Genomic DNA, 16136 nt, shown 5'->3' on the forward strand with positions numbered 1-16136 from the left:
AAATTCCCAATTCCCAATTCTAGGGAAGCTAAATTATTTGTGATAATTCTTGATCCAAAGTTCCCAACTCCCGACTCCCGACTCCCGACTCCCTATTCCCAGATCCGCTGTTCCCTTTGGTACCCCAATTCTCAAATTGATCATAACTCTAAAAAGGGAGTTCACCATTTTCATCATATTCTAACTCTTGCGGCCTATTCTGAATCTTTATCGAAAACGGTCTTGGATCAGGTTGATTTTCGGCTACTGATGATTCGGGTTGCTCTTGGTCAAAGGTACCCTGAGTATCCTTGACAAACGACTCTACTAATGGCTCTTTGGGCATCACTTCATTATTACTCAGCTCATCATTTAAATCAATAATTTCTCCGCCAAAAGAATCTTTAATTTTTCCTAAAGCTTGCTCTATTTGATCAGCATCCCAGCCTAAGTCAGGGAAGTCATAGGCTGGCCTGGATAATACTGGACTGGATAATGCTGGGCTAGATAATGCTGGGCTGGATAATACAGTCTCCGCTGCTTCAGATGTTTCAGAATTGCTAGGAGGAGTAAGGTTTTCTGGCTGGGATGGTTGGGGGGAAGGGTTTACCGCTGTCTTTGAAGAGTCACTGGTGCTAGGTGGCACAACTAGTTTGGCTTCGGTTGAATCCCCCTTTGAATCCCCCTTGCTGTTTGAAGATTCCTGTGGTGCTTCTGGGGTAGTGATTGGTGGAGGTAATTTCTGAGTTGGTACTGCTGGTAGGGTCACTCTGGATTGAGGAGCGGTCTGGGACGGGTTTGCTCCTACTAGTTGGAAATTAACTTTCACATGACCTGGATGGACTTTGGCAAATGCCTTTTGAATTTGGGGCAACATTCCTTGTATGAGTTTTTGTACACCCTTCTTTTTGATGCCAATAGATGCCTCTGCGCCATTGAAAGCTAATAAACAGCCATTGCTACGCAGTATTTCTCTAGAGCCATCCAGTTCGATATTATGAATAACCTGTTGCCAAACCTGCTCGATTTGGTAGGGCTGGTTGCTAACCTCCCTATCTCGCTCAACCCTAGCGCTATGGTCAACCGCCTGATTCGGTGTTGAGGTTGAGACTAAATCAGGGGTTTTGGGTATGCCATTGCTAGAGGTGTCCGGGTGTGGTTGAAACCCTAACCTTTCTGAAGGCTTAGGCTCCTCAGTTTTCTGAGTCTTCGGCTTGTGAGCTTGTTTACTTGGATGCTCTGGTGTAGGAGTAGTCTGATCTGGGGTAGAGGTTGGTTGATTGTATTGCTCTTTTCTGGGCTGATGTCTCCCAACTGGTGCTAGGTTAGGCTGGTGCCTAGGTTTCACCGCAGGTGCTGAGGGTTTGACTGATGGATTTTTAGGGGATAACTGTGAGGTTTCTAGGGATTCAGAGGCAAGAGCCCCTGGCAATAACCCCATTAGAGTTACTTCTAACCACAGACGGGGCTGGGTAGTGTTTTTGATCTGAAGTTCACTGTCTTTTAGATGCTGTTGACCACGTAAAATACTCTCCAAATCCAACTGTATAGCTAACTCACACAGCTTCTGCCAGGTTGGGAGGGTGATGGCTGATAAATTATTACGAGCAGGAGCAGTTTTAGCAATTAACAAATCTCGGTAGAAGCTAGCCAGATTTTGTAGGATAACTAGGGGTTCTCGACCTCTATCGATCAGATAGCCACATTGTTCTAGTACTGCTACCGGTTCAGAAGATGCGATCGCGTTTAGCAATGCCAGTAAGTCTTGTTCAGGTACTGCCCCTACTAAATCCCAAACCTGCTCTACCGTGACCTGTTCATCTAACAAACTCAGTTGATCTAGCAAACTTTCTGCATCCCGGAGCCCCCCTTGAGCCACTTGTGCCACTACGGTTAAGGCATCTGGTGTAATAGCGATATTTTCGTTAACTGCAATATCCTTCAAATGAGACACCATTGCCTCTAGGGGAATGCGGCGAAAATCAAAACGTTGGCAGCGGGAAATAATGGTGGGTAATACCCGTTGAGGGTCTGTGGTAGCCAAGATAAAGACTACCCGCTCCGGCGGTTCTTCCAGGGTTTTGAGAAGGGAGTTGAAGGCTGCGGTACTAAGCATATGGCATTCATCGATCACATACACTTTGTAGCGGCACTGGACTGGGGCAAATTGAGCCCGTTCAATGATTTCTCTGATATTATCTACACCGGTATGACTAGCTGCGTCCATCTCAGTCACATCCAAGGCTAAACCAGCAGCGATCTCACGGCAGACTTGACATTCCCCACAAGGCAATGGAGTTGGCAAATTAGTCTTGAGACAGTTGAGGGACTTAGCTAAAATCCTTGCCGAAGAGGTTTTGCCCGTACCTCTAGGGCCAGTAAACAAATAGGCAGGGGCAATGCGCTCACTCTCGATGGCATTGGTTAGGGTTTTTGCGATCGCATCTTGCCCCACTAAATCCGCAAATCTCTGGGGACGATATTTGTGATGTAGGGGTTCGTAGCTCACGACTTTGTGCTGTGCGGGGTTTCTCGCGGTTTAGCTAATAGTGTTTTAATTTTAGGCAAGACAGATGGGGGTCTTGTTAGGGATTGCTGGAGACAGGGGTTTGTTAAACCTTTATCTTCGGTGGTAATCTTTCACCAAAGATAGTAACAGGGATATCAGACTCCTATACTACTGATGGGTTACTTTACGTAAACTATATAATCGAGCATTTCTACCTCATCGATATATATCTTTTGTTTTAATTATGGAATCAGCTATTTCTTCTTCTGTTAGTACAACTGACGAATTACCCCGTGAGGTGAGAGTTGCTCAACTGCGTAATCTGGTAGAAACTCTACACATCGCGGATGAAATTGCCAGCCAAGGCTACCTGATTAGTAGTTCTGAACTGGCCGATTTAATGGATGTGAACGCCAGCGCTGTCACTAGTCGGGGTAACCACTGGTCTTGGCGCAACTGGGTTGTGTCAAGGGTCAGGCGTGAAGGTAATCAAATTCTGTGGCAGTTAGAACGGGTAGACAAAGGGAATATAATGGATGAAGACTAAACCTTACAAGACTAAGCCCTAGATAGGGGCGTGTCTATACTACGTTGAGACTATGTTGGTAAGCAGTCAGGGGTCAGCGGTCAGTGGTCAGGTTATTTGATTCAATTGCGGTGTGCTCCTTAAGTACTGTGGCCAAAGGCTGTTGGCTGATAGCTGATAGGCGACACGCTGATAGCTTACCTATGTTGAGACTATGTTGAGTGTTGACCCTTGACTGACTGTTAAGGATTAACAATCAACACTCAACAGTCCCACTGGTGCATTAAACCCCATGAAAACAACTTGATATTACTCATATGTCTTATCACAACTGGGATGATGGGAAAATAGCTAATATATTGGCAGTAACCCTAGTCTTGCAAATGTAGGTTACAGCGCAAGAACATGGGTCAAACAGAGCGAGCAGCTTCATGGCATCCGTACCCAAAATGACTTCACCTGTCTCGGAAAACCCGAAGAACTTGATCCGCCCATTTCAATACCATGATTTGGCAGCAATAGAGACGCTAGTGCAACAGGCAACTGATGGGCAGAGTAAGATCTACCCATCAGTTGACCAACAGCCACTTAAGCACGTTAGACGCTGGTATTGGTTGCTGAAGTTTTTGAGTTGGTTTCCCAACCCCTACCAGTACAGCTTTTGTATCTATGTGGCTGAGCAACTCCAAAAGCTGCGCGGACTGATCAAAATTTCCCCATTTAATCACACCCGTAGTACTTGGCGGGTGGAGCAGGTGTTAGTTGATGCCAACACTCCTCTAGTAAGTAACACCCTGGCAACTCGAGACATTGGCTCGGCTCTGTTGCGCTATTGCTTTGAAAAAATTTGGCAAGCGCGAACTTGGTTATTGGAAGTCAATATCAATCATAAAAGTTCACTGGCTCTGTATCGGCAAAACGGATTCCAGCCCCTAGCTCAGATGACCTATTGGGCGATTGAGCCAAAACTGCTGGAAAAATTGGCGGTTCGTGAACCAGATTTGCCGAACCTGTTGCCTGTCAGTAACGCAGATGCTCAGTTGCTCTATCAGCTGGATACGGCATCAATGCCACCAATAGTGCGTAAGGTTTTTGACCGCCATATTCAGGATTTTCAAACCAGTATGTCACGGAAAATCATTGATTCACTGTGGCAGTGGCTAAATCATACTGAAGTAATCAGTGCCTATGTATTTGAACCACAGCGTAAAGTCGCCGTTGGCTATTTTCGGCTGCGACTGTGCCGTGATGGTAACCGTACCAACTCAGCTGAGTTAACAGTTCATCCAGCCTACAATTACCTATATCCAGAGTTACTGTCTCAGATAGCAAGGATTGCTCAAAAACTGCCTTCCCAATCCCTAAATCTGGCAACGGCTGACTATCAAGCTGAGCAGGAAGAGTATCTAGCTCAGCTGGGAGCAGAACGGATTGAGCATACTCTGCTGATGTCCCGTTCCGTCTGGCATAAGTTGCGGGAAACCAAGTCTGTTACTTTTGAGTTATCGGATGTGCTTCAGGGGCTACAGCCAGCCCGAACCCCAATCCCCAGCCGCATATCCTGGTCACAATCCCCATCGAAGAAACACCGTGCTAAGGTAAAAAAGGTCTCCATTGGGGTTTCCCAGTCCTCCAGTGTAGTCTCTCAAGAGGAGAGGGTGTCAGTTAAATCTTCACCGCAGAAGTAGTTAGTTATCCCCACTTGGGTTATAAAAGCTAATTTACAGATGCCCCATACCTAATGTGCCATTCCCCAAATTCGCTCTTTGACTAAAAATGGATAGCATAGGAGCTTAAGTTATGGAAAGAATTTCAGCACTGGGATTGGATTTGGGAAGCAAACGTATTGGTGTGGCGGGTTGTGATGGGACGGGTTTGATTGCTACTGGTTTAACTACCATTGAGCGTACCTCCTTTCAACGGGATGTTGACCAACTGCGAGAGTTAGTTGAAACCAGAGAAGTGCAGGTACTGGTGGTAGGTTTACCTTATTCGATGGATGGAACCCTGGGTTTCCAGGCACGAAAGGTGCAAAAATTGGCTAGGCGATTAGCCACAGCACTTCAGCTGCCGCTAGAGTATATCGATGAACGGCTTACCTCTTGGGAGGCTGAATCGCGACTCAAGGCGAGTAAGCGATCGCTTACCCACAATAAAGGACTGATTGACCGTCACGCTGCTGCTATCATCCTACAACAGTGGTTAGATAGGCGGCGCTCGGGGAATTGAATCCCTTCTTGATGGTGATAGAATAGAAAACTGTTGACTTATACTATTTAAACTTTATCGATGAGTCTAACTCAAGAACGTAAAACTGAAATTATTAATGGCTACCAGGTTCATGAAACTGACACTGGTTCGGCAGAGGTGCAAGTGGCTATCCTGACTGAGCGTATCAATACATTGAGTCTCCATCTACAAAGCCACAAAAAAGATTACTCGTCTAGACGGGGATTATTAAAGATGATCGGTCGCCGCAAGCGCTTACTTAGCTATATTCGTCAAGACGATCAACAACGGTATAAAAACTTGATTGAGCGCTTAGGTATTCGGGGTTAGACCCTAGTTGAACGGACCCTAGTGTAAAAGAGTGTATGTCTACTGAACCGTCACGGGAGCGATTGCCTTTTGAACCACGTCAAAAGCGCAAAAAGAACCCTAAAGCCCAAAATTCATCAACAAATCCCCAAGCTACTCCAAAGGAAAAACCCAGTCAAACTACTGTCAAGCAAGATAAGAAGCAAGATAAGAAGCAAGATAAGCCAACGGCTGCCTCAAATGACTCAATGGCAATCCCCGATGTGGTCAGTAAACGGATGGTGCGTCGGATGGCTCTAATGTGTGGTATTCCCAGTTTCTTAGGGATAGCTACATTTGTGGTTAGCTATTTATTGATCACACAGGTTGGGGTAGAGTTACCCCATGTGGCAGTCATTCTGGTGAGTATGGGATGCTTTGGTCTAGGTGTGTTGGGGTTGAGCTATGGTGTTCTTTCTGCTTCATGGGAGGAAGATATACCAGGAACTTTTTTTGGTTGGCAAGAGTTCACCACTAACCTAGGCAGATTGACATCAGCATGGCGTGCTGCTAAGACAAAGAGTTAACCCTTTGGGGAGCCTATGGTCTCGGTTTGGGGATAAGGTCACCAGGTAGGAAGCACTTTTTCGCTTCCTAACTAACCTGGGCAAGGGATTTGTTATGTTAATTAACATATTGTTATATTGATTAGTTAGATTTTTTCCGTTCTTCCGCCTAAATCCAAGATTCTACAAGGGTAATTTGATCAAAATTTTGGTTCAAGCAGATATCGCGACTATTGAAATATAAATATAAGTCAAAAAGGCATATATAGAGCCAGAAAGTGTTCTATAGAATAAGAAAGTACTCTGTCAACAGCAAAGGGTAGGAACTCGACCATCTCCGACCCACATTCCCTGACTGGGGCTAAAATCCCTAAGCTGTTAAGAATCTAGTTGTATTAGACACTCTAAGGGAAATCTTGGGTTTCATCCTTAGAATTATCTTTGTTTACATGTACAACCAATTAATCGGCTCTTAGTCGGCTGGTTTTTCATCCCCGGTCATTAGACGCGGGGTTTATAAACTCACGAGGATTTTTTTTATGATAGTAGTCATGAAGGTAGGCTCTCCAGAAGTCGAGGTGACTCGCCTTAGCCAAGAATTGAGCCAATGGGGGCTGACTCCAGAAAAAATTGTTGGTAAGCATAAAGTAGTGTTGGGTCTAGTTGGTGACACCGCTTCTTTAGACCCCCTACAAATTCAGGAAATTAGTCCGTGGATAGAACAGGTACTGCGGGTAGAGCAACCGTTTAAACGGGCTAGCCGTCAGTATCGTCACGGGGAAGCCAGTGAGGTACTAGTGCCAACGCCGAATGGGCCAGTGGTCTTCGGTGAACACCATCCCTTGGTGATTGTTGCGGGTCCGTGCTCGGTGGAAAACGAGGATATGATCGTCGAAACAGCACGCAGGGTTAAGGCATCAGGAGCCAAGTTCCTGCGGGGAGGTGCCTACAAACCCCGGACATCCCCCTATTCGTTCCAGGGTCATGGCGAAAGTGCCTTGGATTTGCTAGCCAAGGCACGGGAAGCAAGTGGCTTGGGCATCATTACCGAAGTGATGGACACTGCTGATGTGGACAAAATTGGTAAGGTAGCGGATGTTCTGCAAGTGGGTGCCCGTAATATGCAGAACTTTGCCCTACTGAAAAAAGTGGGGGCTCAAGATAAGCCAGTACTCCTGAAGCGGGGCATGTCAGCAACTATTGATGAGTGGTTGATGGCTGCTGAATATATCCTAGCAGCGGGCAATTCTAATGTGATTCTTTGTGAACGGGGAATTCGGACATTTGACCGTAAATACAGCCGGAATACCCTAGATCTTTCAGTACTGCCAGTCTTACGACTCCTAACTCACTTGCCGATTATGATTGACCCCAGTCACGGCACAGGGAAGTCTGATTATGTTCCAGCTATGGCAAAAGCTGCGATCGCAGCTGGAACTGACTCGTTGATGATCGAAGTTCACCCCAACCCCGCTAAAGCTCTGTCTGATGGACCACAATCCTTGACACCGAATCGGTTTGATGAGTTGGTGAAAGAAATGGCGGTAATCGGTCAAGCCGTAGGGCGTTGGCCTCAATCTGCTGTGGCTGTTGCTAGTCATTAGTAGTTAGTTTGTAGTTATGACCTGAGTTCGACATAACCAACTTTATCTAGAACTCAGGTTAATTAAGACTAAGAACTAATCAAACAAAGACTCTGTGTTCTAGACAAGGCATCTGTTGGCGGACTTGTTGGAGACGGTTTGGGTCAATTTCTGCGATCGCAACTCCTGGTGTGTCTCCAGCATCTGCCAAGATCACCCCCCAAGGGTCCACTATCATCGCATGACCATGGCTGTAGCGCATGGCATAGTGACGACCAGTTTGGGCTGGGGCAATCACATAGCAGGTGTTTTCTATGGCTCTAGCTTGGAGCAGAACTTGCCAATGGTCTTTGCCAGTGTAGGCGGTGAAGGCAGCAGGCACAAACAATACATCCGCTCCATTCTGGGATAAGTGTCGGTAGAGTTCCGAAAATCGGACATCATAACACACAGAGAGTCCCAAATTCCCGAATTTTGGGGACGAGTAGACCGTCGGTAGCTCAGTTCCAGCCTTAACTGTCTCTGATTCTCGATAGGTATTCCCATCAGGGAGGTTAACATCAAATAGATGAGCTTTATGGTAGCGAGCTAGTTCATTGCCACTCGAACCGATGAGTAGGGCAGTATTGTAGACTTTACTAGTACCCACCGGTACCGGAAAGCCACCACCAAGGATGGTGACCTGGAACCGTTGCGCCATAGTTTTGAGGAATTGCTCACTTTGCTCTGCGATCGCATCAGCGTGGGTAATTTTGTCTTGCTCTGTACCAAGAAAAGAAAAGTTTTCCGGTAAGCTGATCAGTTGAGCACCACGACGCACGGCTAGGTCGATCAGTTCTTCTGCCTGAACTAGGTTTTGTTCTAGGTCAGGGGAGCTAGTCATTTGAATGGCAGCTGCAAGATAGCACTTCATTATGAGTGAACCGTAGAGTTTTCAAGATAGACAGATATTAAATCTATAGACAGATATTAAATCTATTTTCTATATTTTCCCCAGAATGCCCCAAACCAAATTAAAAAAATTTCATCACTGTCAGACTTCCCGTCGCAGAACCAGCACTGGACAATGGGCAAATCGAACGACTCGCTCAGCTACTGACCCCAAAACAAATCGTTTCAGACCCGTATAGCCATGAGATGGGATCACAATCAAGTCAATAGCTTGTTCCCTGGCGTAGTCGATGATGTTTGAGGCAGGATTTCCGATGGTGATCTGGACATGAATTCCTTGGTATTGAGGTTCCTTAAATCTGTCAGAAAGTACCTTTTCCACATGGGATTTACGGGTCTGGCTATCTACTGTACGCCACATCACTCCCGGTTCACCAGGGTTGAGAGGAGGTAGGACATGGATAACGTATATATGAGATGCATCCTTGACAAATTCTATTGTTTTTGCTAATGCCTCAAAGGAGGTTTCAGAAAAATCAATCGGGACAAGTACACGGTCGGTGGCGAATAAGCTCATAGATTGACTCCTATGGCTTCTTTAAAAATATTATAAATACTGATCTTCTAGGAAGATTGAGTGTAAGCTATCAGCTATTAGCTATTAGCTATCATGCGCTTTAACTGAACCGGGTCGGATGAGTAAAACGATCAGGAATTTTCAACTAGCTTTACCAGCCCGTAAGGTTGTTTACTACTTCCCGTTGATTAGCGTTAGGTTGACAGCTGTTCGCGAAGCGTGAGCCATTCGCGTAGCGTGGCCTTTGGCCAAGGCTCACGGCTAAATACTTACGTTTTTGAGTTTAATAAACTTCATAAGTATGATGTTTTTTACAAAAAAATATAGGGAATAAACGCTTAATTAAGCCAGGGTTATTTTTACGAATCATTTAGGACTGCTATAGAGGAGATTAGGCGCACATAATGTCGAATGAGCGCCTAAACTTTTCTATACGATACTTTGCACGGCAACAACTTGCGTTTTGAACTGGGTGGGATTCAGCTAACTCTAGGGGAGTATTGAGTCGGCACATGTCAAGTATAAACAAGAGTTAGATTTCTTACTGAGGTTTCAGGCTTTTGACAAACCTCACATTATGACCGTTTAAAGTATATGCCGATTGCGGTGAGCATTTACTTAATCTGAAACTTGCTTACTTCGATTAATAAGCGTAATACCACAGAAGACTATCGCACCGCCAAGTAAGGATAATGCTGTGGGGACTTCGTGTAACCACAACCAAGCAATAAACGTCGCGGCTACAGGAATCAAAGCTAAATAACTGCCTGCTTGTGAGGCTGGAAGCTTAGACAATACATAAGACCATGCAACGTAAGCCAAAATACCTGGGAATAGAGCCAGATAAACGATTGCTAAAGTTGAATTCAACGGTGCATTAGTAACTGACAACACGGCACGAGGTGCAAAGAAGAATAAACAGATTGCTCCTGCCCAAATTGCATAGGTTATAAATTGAATTACAGTGTATTTCTGTAGCAGTGGTTTTTGTAGCACTGAATACAAGCTGGTTGAGACGGTCGAAATAAAAACGAATAATACTCCTATCGATAGGTGAACAACATCGCCTTCAGTGAAGGACATATCGCCTTCAGTGAAGGACATAATACCAACACCCACAATACACAACGCAATACCAATCCAACCTATTTTTTTAAGTTGTTCGTTTAAGAATAGTACTGCCAAAATTGCGATAACGCCTACTTGCGTCGAGTTAATAAAGCTTGAGACACCAGCCGTAACAGTAAGCTCACCTGTATTGAGCATGAAATTGTAAAGCGCGATACCGATAAAACCACAAAAGGAAATTAGCGGCAAATCTTCTAGTTCAGGCATTGGCATTCGGCTGATTAGGGCATACACAAGCAGAACCAGAGATGCGACTAGATATCGTAGAAAACCGACTCCGGCAGGACTGTATCCAGTCAGGGAAACCCGAATGGCAGGAAATGCGGATCCCCACAAAATAAGTTTTATTAAAATGGCACCAAAAACCAGTGCTTTAGCGCGATTTTCCTTACTAATCTCAATAAACATAGCTAAAAGTCATATTTTTATATTTAATTTGAGTAAAAAAGCACTCACCTAACTCTAACAAATTCTCCGAGAGTGATCGCTTGCGATCGCTCTCGGAGTTATTCAAAGCATTGACTGAACCCCTAATTCTTTCCTTCTCAACTGGCCAAAATTTTCGATCTATTAAATTTCAGTAATTCTGAAATCTCTTTTTGGCTGGAGTTGAGATACCTGAATCCCTAAAAATTTAGCTAGTTATTAGAGAAACTTTTGCAATACAAAGTTTCGTGCCAGTACAGGTAGGTTAGTATATTCAGCTAGAGCTTCTATTGTGGTGATATCCCTTTCCTTCGCCAAAGTCAGCAAATCACTGGCACCTTGCTTTACTTGTCTGTACACAATTTCATGTCCTAGACGTTTATGATAAGTAGGTGTCTGTTCATTTTCCATTGCCTTGGTGATGCCTCCATTTTCTGTGGCTCTGAAAAATATTTCCACTTTAGAATTTCCTGCTCCACCGGGAGTTATTGCTTGACCTTGCAATGCCATAATACCCCTGTCTTTGAGAGCTTTCATGATTTCCAATCCTTCATCTCCAGGAGGAATTGCCCAATTTTCTGATAGAAGCACAGTGGAATTGTATGGAATAGCATCAAGATTGGAATGCTTTAGGGCTTTACCGAAAGTCATAGCAATAATTACCCTCGGTTCACCATTTTTACCCAATGCTTCATCAGTAAACTTTCCTGGCTCTGCTAAAGCCACACCCCAACTGGAGGGAATTCTTTGGAATGCTTCACCATTCATACGGTATCGTTCGCTTTCCAAGATGGGAACCAGTTTTTCTCCTGTGGTAGAATCTGTCTCTACAGGTTTGGTGTAGTCATAGGCTATATCTGAGACTAATACATTTTTAAAACCCTTTTCTGCCAGTCGTTTAGCTGTATCTGAACCCATTGCACCTGCTGCACCAATTAGTGAGATGGGAAGATTTTCATCGTCAGCATTAAATAATCCTTGCTCACTAGCTGCATCAAAGGCTCCAAAAAATCCACTGACTGTGTAGGCTGCTTTACCTCCACCTCCACCAACAGAGGCATCAACACCCAAAACTTGAGGTGTATGCTCATGAAGATAATCAGCTAACCTTTTATTCGGACCAAAATCAGGTGTAATGAATAGTGCACCCGCTGGAATGAAACTGTCTTCTTCTACAACATTCCCTTGAAAATCGATTTTTGTTGCTCCTGTTTGACCATTGAGGAATTTTCCTACCTCCTTGAAGATAGAAGAATACACTTCATAAGCTTTTGGATGGCTGGCATCGACAATAATCTCATGTATGTCTAAATTTTCTGATAGTATGATAGCCCGTCCACCTCGAAATTCAAGTTTTAGAAAATCCCGAGAAAAATCATATCCTTCAGGAATATCTTTTTGTGCTTCATTTTGTGCCTTCAAGTAATTTTTTATTTTACTTTCAGGTGAAATTAATTCATCTAAAGCACCCTTTTCATTTGTCTTACTAAGATATTTATGTTTAGTATGACTTTCATAAAATGAAAGCTTTAACAAAGACTCAAGGGCATTCAAACGGCTTTGCTCGTAGTCTCCCTCCACCGGAGGCTCTGCACGGGTACCGCCATAGGAGGAGTTACAATTTAATACTGCTTTTAAGTTTTTTGGATCACTAGTGCCGCTGTTATCTGGATGTACTAGTACCTCAGGACTATCAACGGATTCCCGATTGATTGCTAGAAATACAGTAGCGGTATTGGGAATTGGAATTTCATATATGTAGGTGTGTATGTTGACATACTCCTGTGCGGTTAGCTTGAGTACGTTAACTTCAGGTAAAGCTTGCATTGACATAAGTAAGTTTTATCCTTGTTGCAACTAAAAATGAGGTTTTAACGCTCTTAATCTTCTGTTTTTAGATTAAGCTTTTATCTGTCAACAACTCAACGAATTTTAGTTAGTTGTTTTGAGTCCGAACTCCATTCAAAATAACCATTAGATGAAAAATCTAAATTTGGCTTTTTGTATCGCTCATGGGGAATCGGAAATCCAGCTTTCAAATATTCCTCCAATAGGTATGCACCATCGGTAGAGTCTATTTTTAATCTGGATAATATTTTTTGTTCTACCGCTGAGGTCTGACTACGAACAAAATCTAATAATTGAGATAGGAGACCAGAACCTTCTGGTAATCGAACCTTCTTCCTGAGCCTAATATAATCTGGCAAATAATCTGCCATTGCCTCTCGTAATATCCACTTTTCAATACCATTACGTAGTTTAAGCTCAAACGGGACATTATACGCAAAACGCAGAAATTCTTTGTCCATGAATGGTGGACGTGCTTCAACGGAGTGAATCATACTGCATCGATCTGATCGTTGTAGATCTGTGCGGTACAAATTGCCCAGACGATAGGTCATTAAGTATTCAGGATCGGGAGAAGTTTTAAAGAAATCATAACCGGCTAAAACCTCATCACTTCCATCTCCGATGAGAATAATTTTGATGCCTGCAGTTTTCGCCATTTTGTAAGCGAAATACATAAGGGAGGCATCCATAACATCGATGGTTTCAAATGTTTCGCAAATGTAAACAATATTAGTAACATTGCAAATCAAATCGTCAATATTAAGATATTGAACTTTATGGTCAATCTTATTTTCTTCACAGTATCGCTTAGCTATTTCTACATCAGGGGAACCTGGGAAACCAATGGTAAATGCTGTAATGTTATTGTGATATTGCCGAGCAATACTAAGCACTGCTGCACTGTCAATTCCACCACTAAAAATCATGCCAATTGGTAAATCTGTCTGCACCATTTTTTTGACAGAATTCACAAACAGCTCTTTGAAATGGGCAATTATTGAGGCTTCATCATTGTACTCTATAGATTCTTTTGACAATTTAAAATACTGTTTAGTCTTGCCATTAACAATGAAATGACCTGGTTGCAGCACTTGAATATCGTCACCTAATTGTATCAGGCACTTGATTTCAGATGCAAAATAATAAGCATCGCCTTTTTGTAAGTAATAAAGCGGCTTAATACCTATATGATCTCTAGCAGCAAAAAACGTATTACTTACGCTATCGTAAACCACAAATGCAAACATCCCATCCAGATGTTCTACTAATTTCTCTCCCCACTCCTGATAGCCATGCACCAGGACTTCTGTGTCACATTCTGTTATGAATTGGTACCCTTTAGCAGTTAATTGATCACGAAGCTCTAGATAATTGTATATTTCACCATTCTGGACAGCATATATACTTCCATTGTTCCCTATCAATGGCTGACGCCCATGTGCTCTATCTACGATAGCTAACCGATTACATCCAAGAGTAGAATGACCTACTGAACTCAATTCAGCAAAGTTAGTTTCATCGCCACGATGTCTGATTTTTGACAGCATTACACGAACTTGATCTTCATTTTGAAGCGATGTTGAATTTGAATCAACAATAGCGACGATTCCACACATAATTTACTTTATTTACCTCTGATCAAATGGTATTTTTTCAGTCCAAAAAGATTATAGACTAAACTGAAAAAATTACATAAATCTCTTATATATGCAACCATATTAGGAGACATATTAGGAGAATTAATTACGGACAAAACTTAATAACATGCATTAGCAAATGCTGGGTTATCTATAAAAAAACAGATAACTTATAGAAAGACTAGTAGGAGATTAATCTTTGTTTTCATTGATTTTTCTATCGTCAATTTATTTATCCTCAATTATTGAAACACAAAAAATAGATTTTGTCAAGTTTGATCCGGATTTTTTTTTCATTCTAAGGCAAAGCATCCAAAACCATGCTGCCTGCCATATCTAGGGAAAATTTTCGATAGGATTCAGGTAGGGAATCAGGGCAAACCCATCTATCTAAATTTAGTTGATAAGTTAGTTTACAAGTAAATCATTTTATGCTTTATCTCAGTTAGGGTAATTGACATTGGAATCGAGTGATAAAATCACTGTAAAATGATCCAAAACTTGAAAGCACAAGGCCAGTTATAAAGCGCACAAAGCCAGAGAAAATTGGGCTAAGTGCCACAGGGAGACGATTGGTGAGCTATTGGAGAATATTCATTACCCAGATCTAGTTTCGCCACTCGACTACGCCGCCCTATGACTCAGCCACGCTAGCAGCCAGAATTTTCATTACTGAGTTATTGTCGATCAAGCGTACTCTAACGCTTCATCTTCAAACTCTGTTTAGAGTTAAGGTGATCGTTAGTAGGACGCCGTCACCGCATTGAATAATCGCTTCCCAATCTGGGCAGTGTCCTGACTGCCCTTGGAGCGATTTGCTCTCAAATATTTCATTAATGCTCCACTTATATCGAAGTTTAAACTTTAGAGGTTGTCTGAGAAGTCTCATTTGCTACATCCAAGCCCCCTAAATCCCCCAATTTTGGGGGACTTTTACCAGCAAAAGATTCTTGTTCCCCCCAGAATTGGGGGGCTAGGGGGGCAAAATTCAATATCAAAAAACTTTTCAGATATCCTCTTAGTGCTGCAAGTTTTATTCACGCTTTGCTTAGTATCTCACACTTTTTGCATCACAAAAAATTTTTTTTTATGGAATGTGATTAAAAATACCTTGAACAATGACCAGATGTGACCTGCCTAAATCCCCTTAAATCTAGAGTGTGAAAGCACTTAGCTGAACTAGGTATTTGCGAAAATCCGGTAAAAATCTAGCGTTTATATTTGAGATAATTATATATTTAAAAAAAAAAATAATAAAAACTAATAACTCAATAGTAAATAAATATAGTATAATTAATGCCCTAGCCAAATAAACGTTAATAAATGTTATAAAATCGATGATTTTGGTCTAAATTTGATAGCATTATATTTTAACCAGTAAATCAGGTTAAAATTTATTAAAAAATTCACCTATTTGGTACTTAAACCGAGTATAATCGCAGCCTTTGAAAAAATCATTAAAAAATTTTAGGTAATCGGGAGCTTTGATCGAAATTTGATAGCATAGTAATTCAACCAGTAAACTAGTATACAATTTATTAATTATTTGGTATATTCGGTAATTGTTGTGCTATAATTTTATTTTTAAACTAAGCATTCAGGTATCAGCCATTGGCCGTTACGTCCCAGCGTTGTTCGCACAGCGTGGCCATTCGCGTAGCGTGGCCTTTAGGCCAAGGCCAAAGCCTGTGCCACAAAGCACCTCAAGTAGCGTGGCCAATGGCCAATGGCTTTTCCCTAGACTTTCAATTCGATAAAATCTCGAACTATTAAATTCTCCCAAAAGAGGTTTATTTGAAGCTGACCGCTGACCGCACATCAAGTAGCGTGCGCTACGCGCATATGCTTGCAAAAAAGCGATCGCTTTTTTGCGATCACTTCTGATCGACCTTCTGATTAAATCCCTTGATGGGGGTTTTGATGAAGTCTGGCTGTCTTTGTTCAAC

Annotated in this window: 14 protein-coding genes; 7 read left to right on the forward strand and 7 right to left on the reverse strand. The window is 42.7% G+C overall.

Annotated elements, in window-relative coordinates; genetic code table 11:
* Positions 1 to 49: 49 nt before the first annotated feature.
* Positions 50 to 184: a hypothetical protein gene (locus F6K46_RS12585; RefSeq protein WP_293117070.1), complete on the forward strand. Its 135-nt coding sequence runs from the start codon at positions 50 to 52 to the stop codon at positions 182 to 184.
* Here the strand turns inward: F6K46_RS12585 and F6K46_RS12590 are convergent.
* Positions 149 to 2488: a DNA polymerase III subunit gamma/tau gene (locus F6K46_RS12590; protein ID WP_293052793.1), complete on the reverse strand. Its 2340-nt coding sequence runs from the start codon at positions 2486 to 2488 to the stop codon at positions 149 to 151. The two genes, F6K46_RS12585 and F6K46_RS12590, sit on opposite strands and share 36 nt — an antisense overlap.
* A gap of 244 nt (positions 2489 to 2732) precedes the next feature.
* On the opposite strand from F6K46_RS12590, the gene F6K46_RS12595 reads away from it, so the two are divergent.
* From F6K46_RS12595 to aroF, 6 genes are all read left to right on the forward strand, one after another.
* Positions 2733 to 3035, forward strand: coding sequence for a hypothetical protein (locus F6K46_RS12595; protein WP_008188499.1), 303 nt, complete (start codon positions 2733 to 2735; stop codon positions 3033 to 3035).
* 428 nt (positions 3036 to 3463) lie between these two features.
* Positions 3464 to 4702, forward strand: a complete 1239-nt coding sequence (locus tag F6K46_RS12600; RefSeq protein WP_293052796.1) for a GNAT family N-acetyltransferase — start codon at positions 3464 to 3466, stop codon at positions 4700 to 4702.
* A 112-nt stretch (positions 4703 to 4814) separates the two neighbouring features.
* On the forward strand, positions 4815 to 5243 hold the full coding sequence (ruvX, locus tag F6K46_RS12605) for a Holliday junction resolvase RuvX (protein ID WP_075904618.1): 429 nt from the start codon (positions 4815 to 4817) through the stop codon (positions 5241 to 5243).
* Between the two features lie 60 nt (positions 5244 to 5303).
* A complete protein-coding gene (gene rpsO / locus F6K46_RS12610) occupies positions 5304 to 5573 on the forward strand; it encodes a 30S ribosomal protein S15 (RefSeq protein ID WP_070395791.1) in 270 nt (89 codons plus the stop codon).
* A 35-nt stretch (positions 5574 to 5608) separates the two neighbouring features.
* The gene (locus F6K46_RS12615) at positions 5609 to 6118 is read left to right on the forward strand and encodes a PAM68 family protein (protein ID WP_293052802.1); all 510 of its coding nucleotides are present in this window, start codon (positions 5609 to 5611) and stop codon (positions 6116 to 6118) included.
* Positions 6119 to 6636: 518 nt separating this feature from the next.
* Positions 6637 to 7701, forward strand: coding sequence for a 3-deoxy-7-phosphoheptulonate synthase (gene aroF / locus F6K46_RS12620; RefSeq protein WP_293052805.1), 1065 nt, complete (start codon positions 6637 to 6639; stop codon positions 7699 to 7701).
* A gap of 79 nt (positions 7702 to 7780) precedes the next feature.
* Here the strand turns inward: aroF and F6K46_RS12625 are convergent, their stop codons facing one another.
* The 6 genes from F6K46_RS12625 to F6K46_RS12650 form a co-directional block, all read right to left on the reverse strand.
* Positions 7781 to 8593: a carbon-nitrogen hydrolase family protein gene (locus F6K46_RS12625; protein WP_293052808.1), complete on the reverse strand. Its 813-nt coding sequence runs from the start codon at positions 8591 to 8593 to the stop codon at positions 7781 to 7783.
* A gap of 120 nt (positions 8594 to 8713) precedes the next feature.
* Complete coding sequence (locus F6K46_RS12630; protein ID WP_293052811.1) at positions 8714 to 9148, reverse strand: universal stress protein; 435 nt, start codon at positions 9146 to 9148, stop codon at positions 8714 to 8716.
* A gap of 618 nt (positions 9149 to 9766) precedes the next feature.
* Positions 9767 to 10684, reverse strand: coding sequence for a DMT family transporter (locus tag F6K46_RS12635; RefSeq protein WP_293052814.1), 918 nt, complete (start codon positions 10682 to 10684; stop codon positions 9767 to 9769).
* A gap of 237 nt (positions 10685 to 10921) precedes the next feature.
* Positions 10922 to 12535 carry a hypothetical protein gene (locus tag F6K46_RS12640; RefSeq protein WP_293052817.1) on the reverse strand — a complete coding sequence of 538 codons (1614 nt, stop codon included), beginning with the start codon at positions 12533 to 12535 and terminating at the stop codon, positions 10922 to 10924.
* A gap of 89 nt (positions 12536 to 12624) precedes the next feature.
* Positions 12625 to 14169, reverse strand: coding sequence for an asparagine synthase-related protein (locus tag F6K46_RS12645; protein ID WP_293052820.1), 1545 nt, complete (start codon positions 14167 to 14169; stop codon positions 12625 to 12627).
* A gap of 1639 nt (positions 14170 to 15808) precedes the next feature.
* A complete protein-coding gene (locus tag F6K46_RS12650) occupies positions 15809 to 16135 on the reverse strand; it encodes a hypothetical protein (RefSeq protein WP_293052823.1) in 327 nt (108 codons plus the stop codon).
* Between the last annotated feature and the right edge of the window lies 1 nt (position 16136).

This window comes from Moorena sp. SIO3E8 (assembly GCF_010692445.1).
Taxonomy (GTDB): Bacteria; Cyanobacteriota; Cyanobacteriia; order Cyanobacteriales; family Coleofasciculaceae; genus Moorena; species Moorena bouillonii.

Bases quoted from the DNA above. Each gene is read 5' to 3' on its own strand.
- F6K46_RS12595 (WP_008188499.1), top strand. From the start codon at position 2,733: ATGGAATCAGCTATTTCTTCTTCTGTTAGTACAACTGACGAATTACCC.
- F6K46_RS12600 (WP_293052796.1), top strand. From the start codon at position 3,464: ATGACTTCACCTGTCTCGGAAAACCCGAAGAACTTGATCCGCCCATTT.
- ruvX (WP_075904618.1), top strand. From the start codon at position 4,815: ATGGAAAGAATTTCAGCACTGGGATTGGATTTGGGAAGCAAACGTATT.
- rpsO (WP_070395791.1), top strand. From the start codon at position 5,304: ATGAGTCTAACTCAAGAACGTAAAACTGAAATTATTAATGGCTACCAG.
- F6K46_RS12615 (WP_293052802.1), top strand. From the start codon at position 5,609: ATGTCTACTGAACCGTCACGGGAGCGATTGCCTTTTGAACCACGTCAA.
- aroF (WP_293052805.1), top strand. From the start codon at position 6,637: ATGATAGTAGTCATGAAGGTAGGCTCTCCAGAAGTCGAGGTGACTCGC.
- F6K46_RS12625 (WP_293052808.1), bottom strand. From the start codon at position 8,593: ATGAAGTGCTATCTTGCAGCTGCCATTCAAATGACTAGCTCCCCTGAC.
- F6K46_RS12630 (WP_293052811.1), bottom strand. From the start codon at position 9,148: ATGAGCTTATTCGCCACCGACCGTGTACTTGTCCCGATTGATTTTTCT.
- F6K46_RS12635 (WP_293052814.1), bottom strand. From the start codon at position 10,684: ATGTTTATTGAGATTAGTAAGGAAAATCGCGCTAAAGCACTGGTTTTT.
- F6K46_RS12640 (WP_293052817.1), bottom strand. From the start codon at position 12,535: ATGTCAATGCAAGCTTTACCTGAAGTTAACGTACTCAAGCTAACCGCA.
- F6K46_RS12645 (WP_293052820.1), bottom strand. From the start codon at position 14,169: ATGTGTGGAATCGTCGCTATTGTTGATTCAAATTCAACATCGCTTCAA.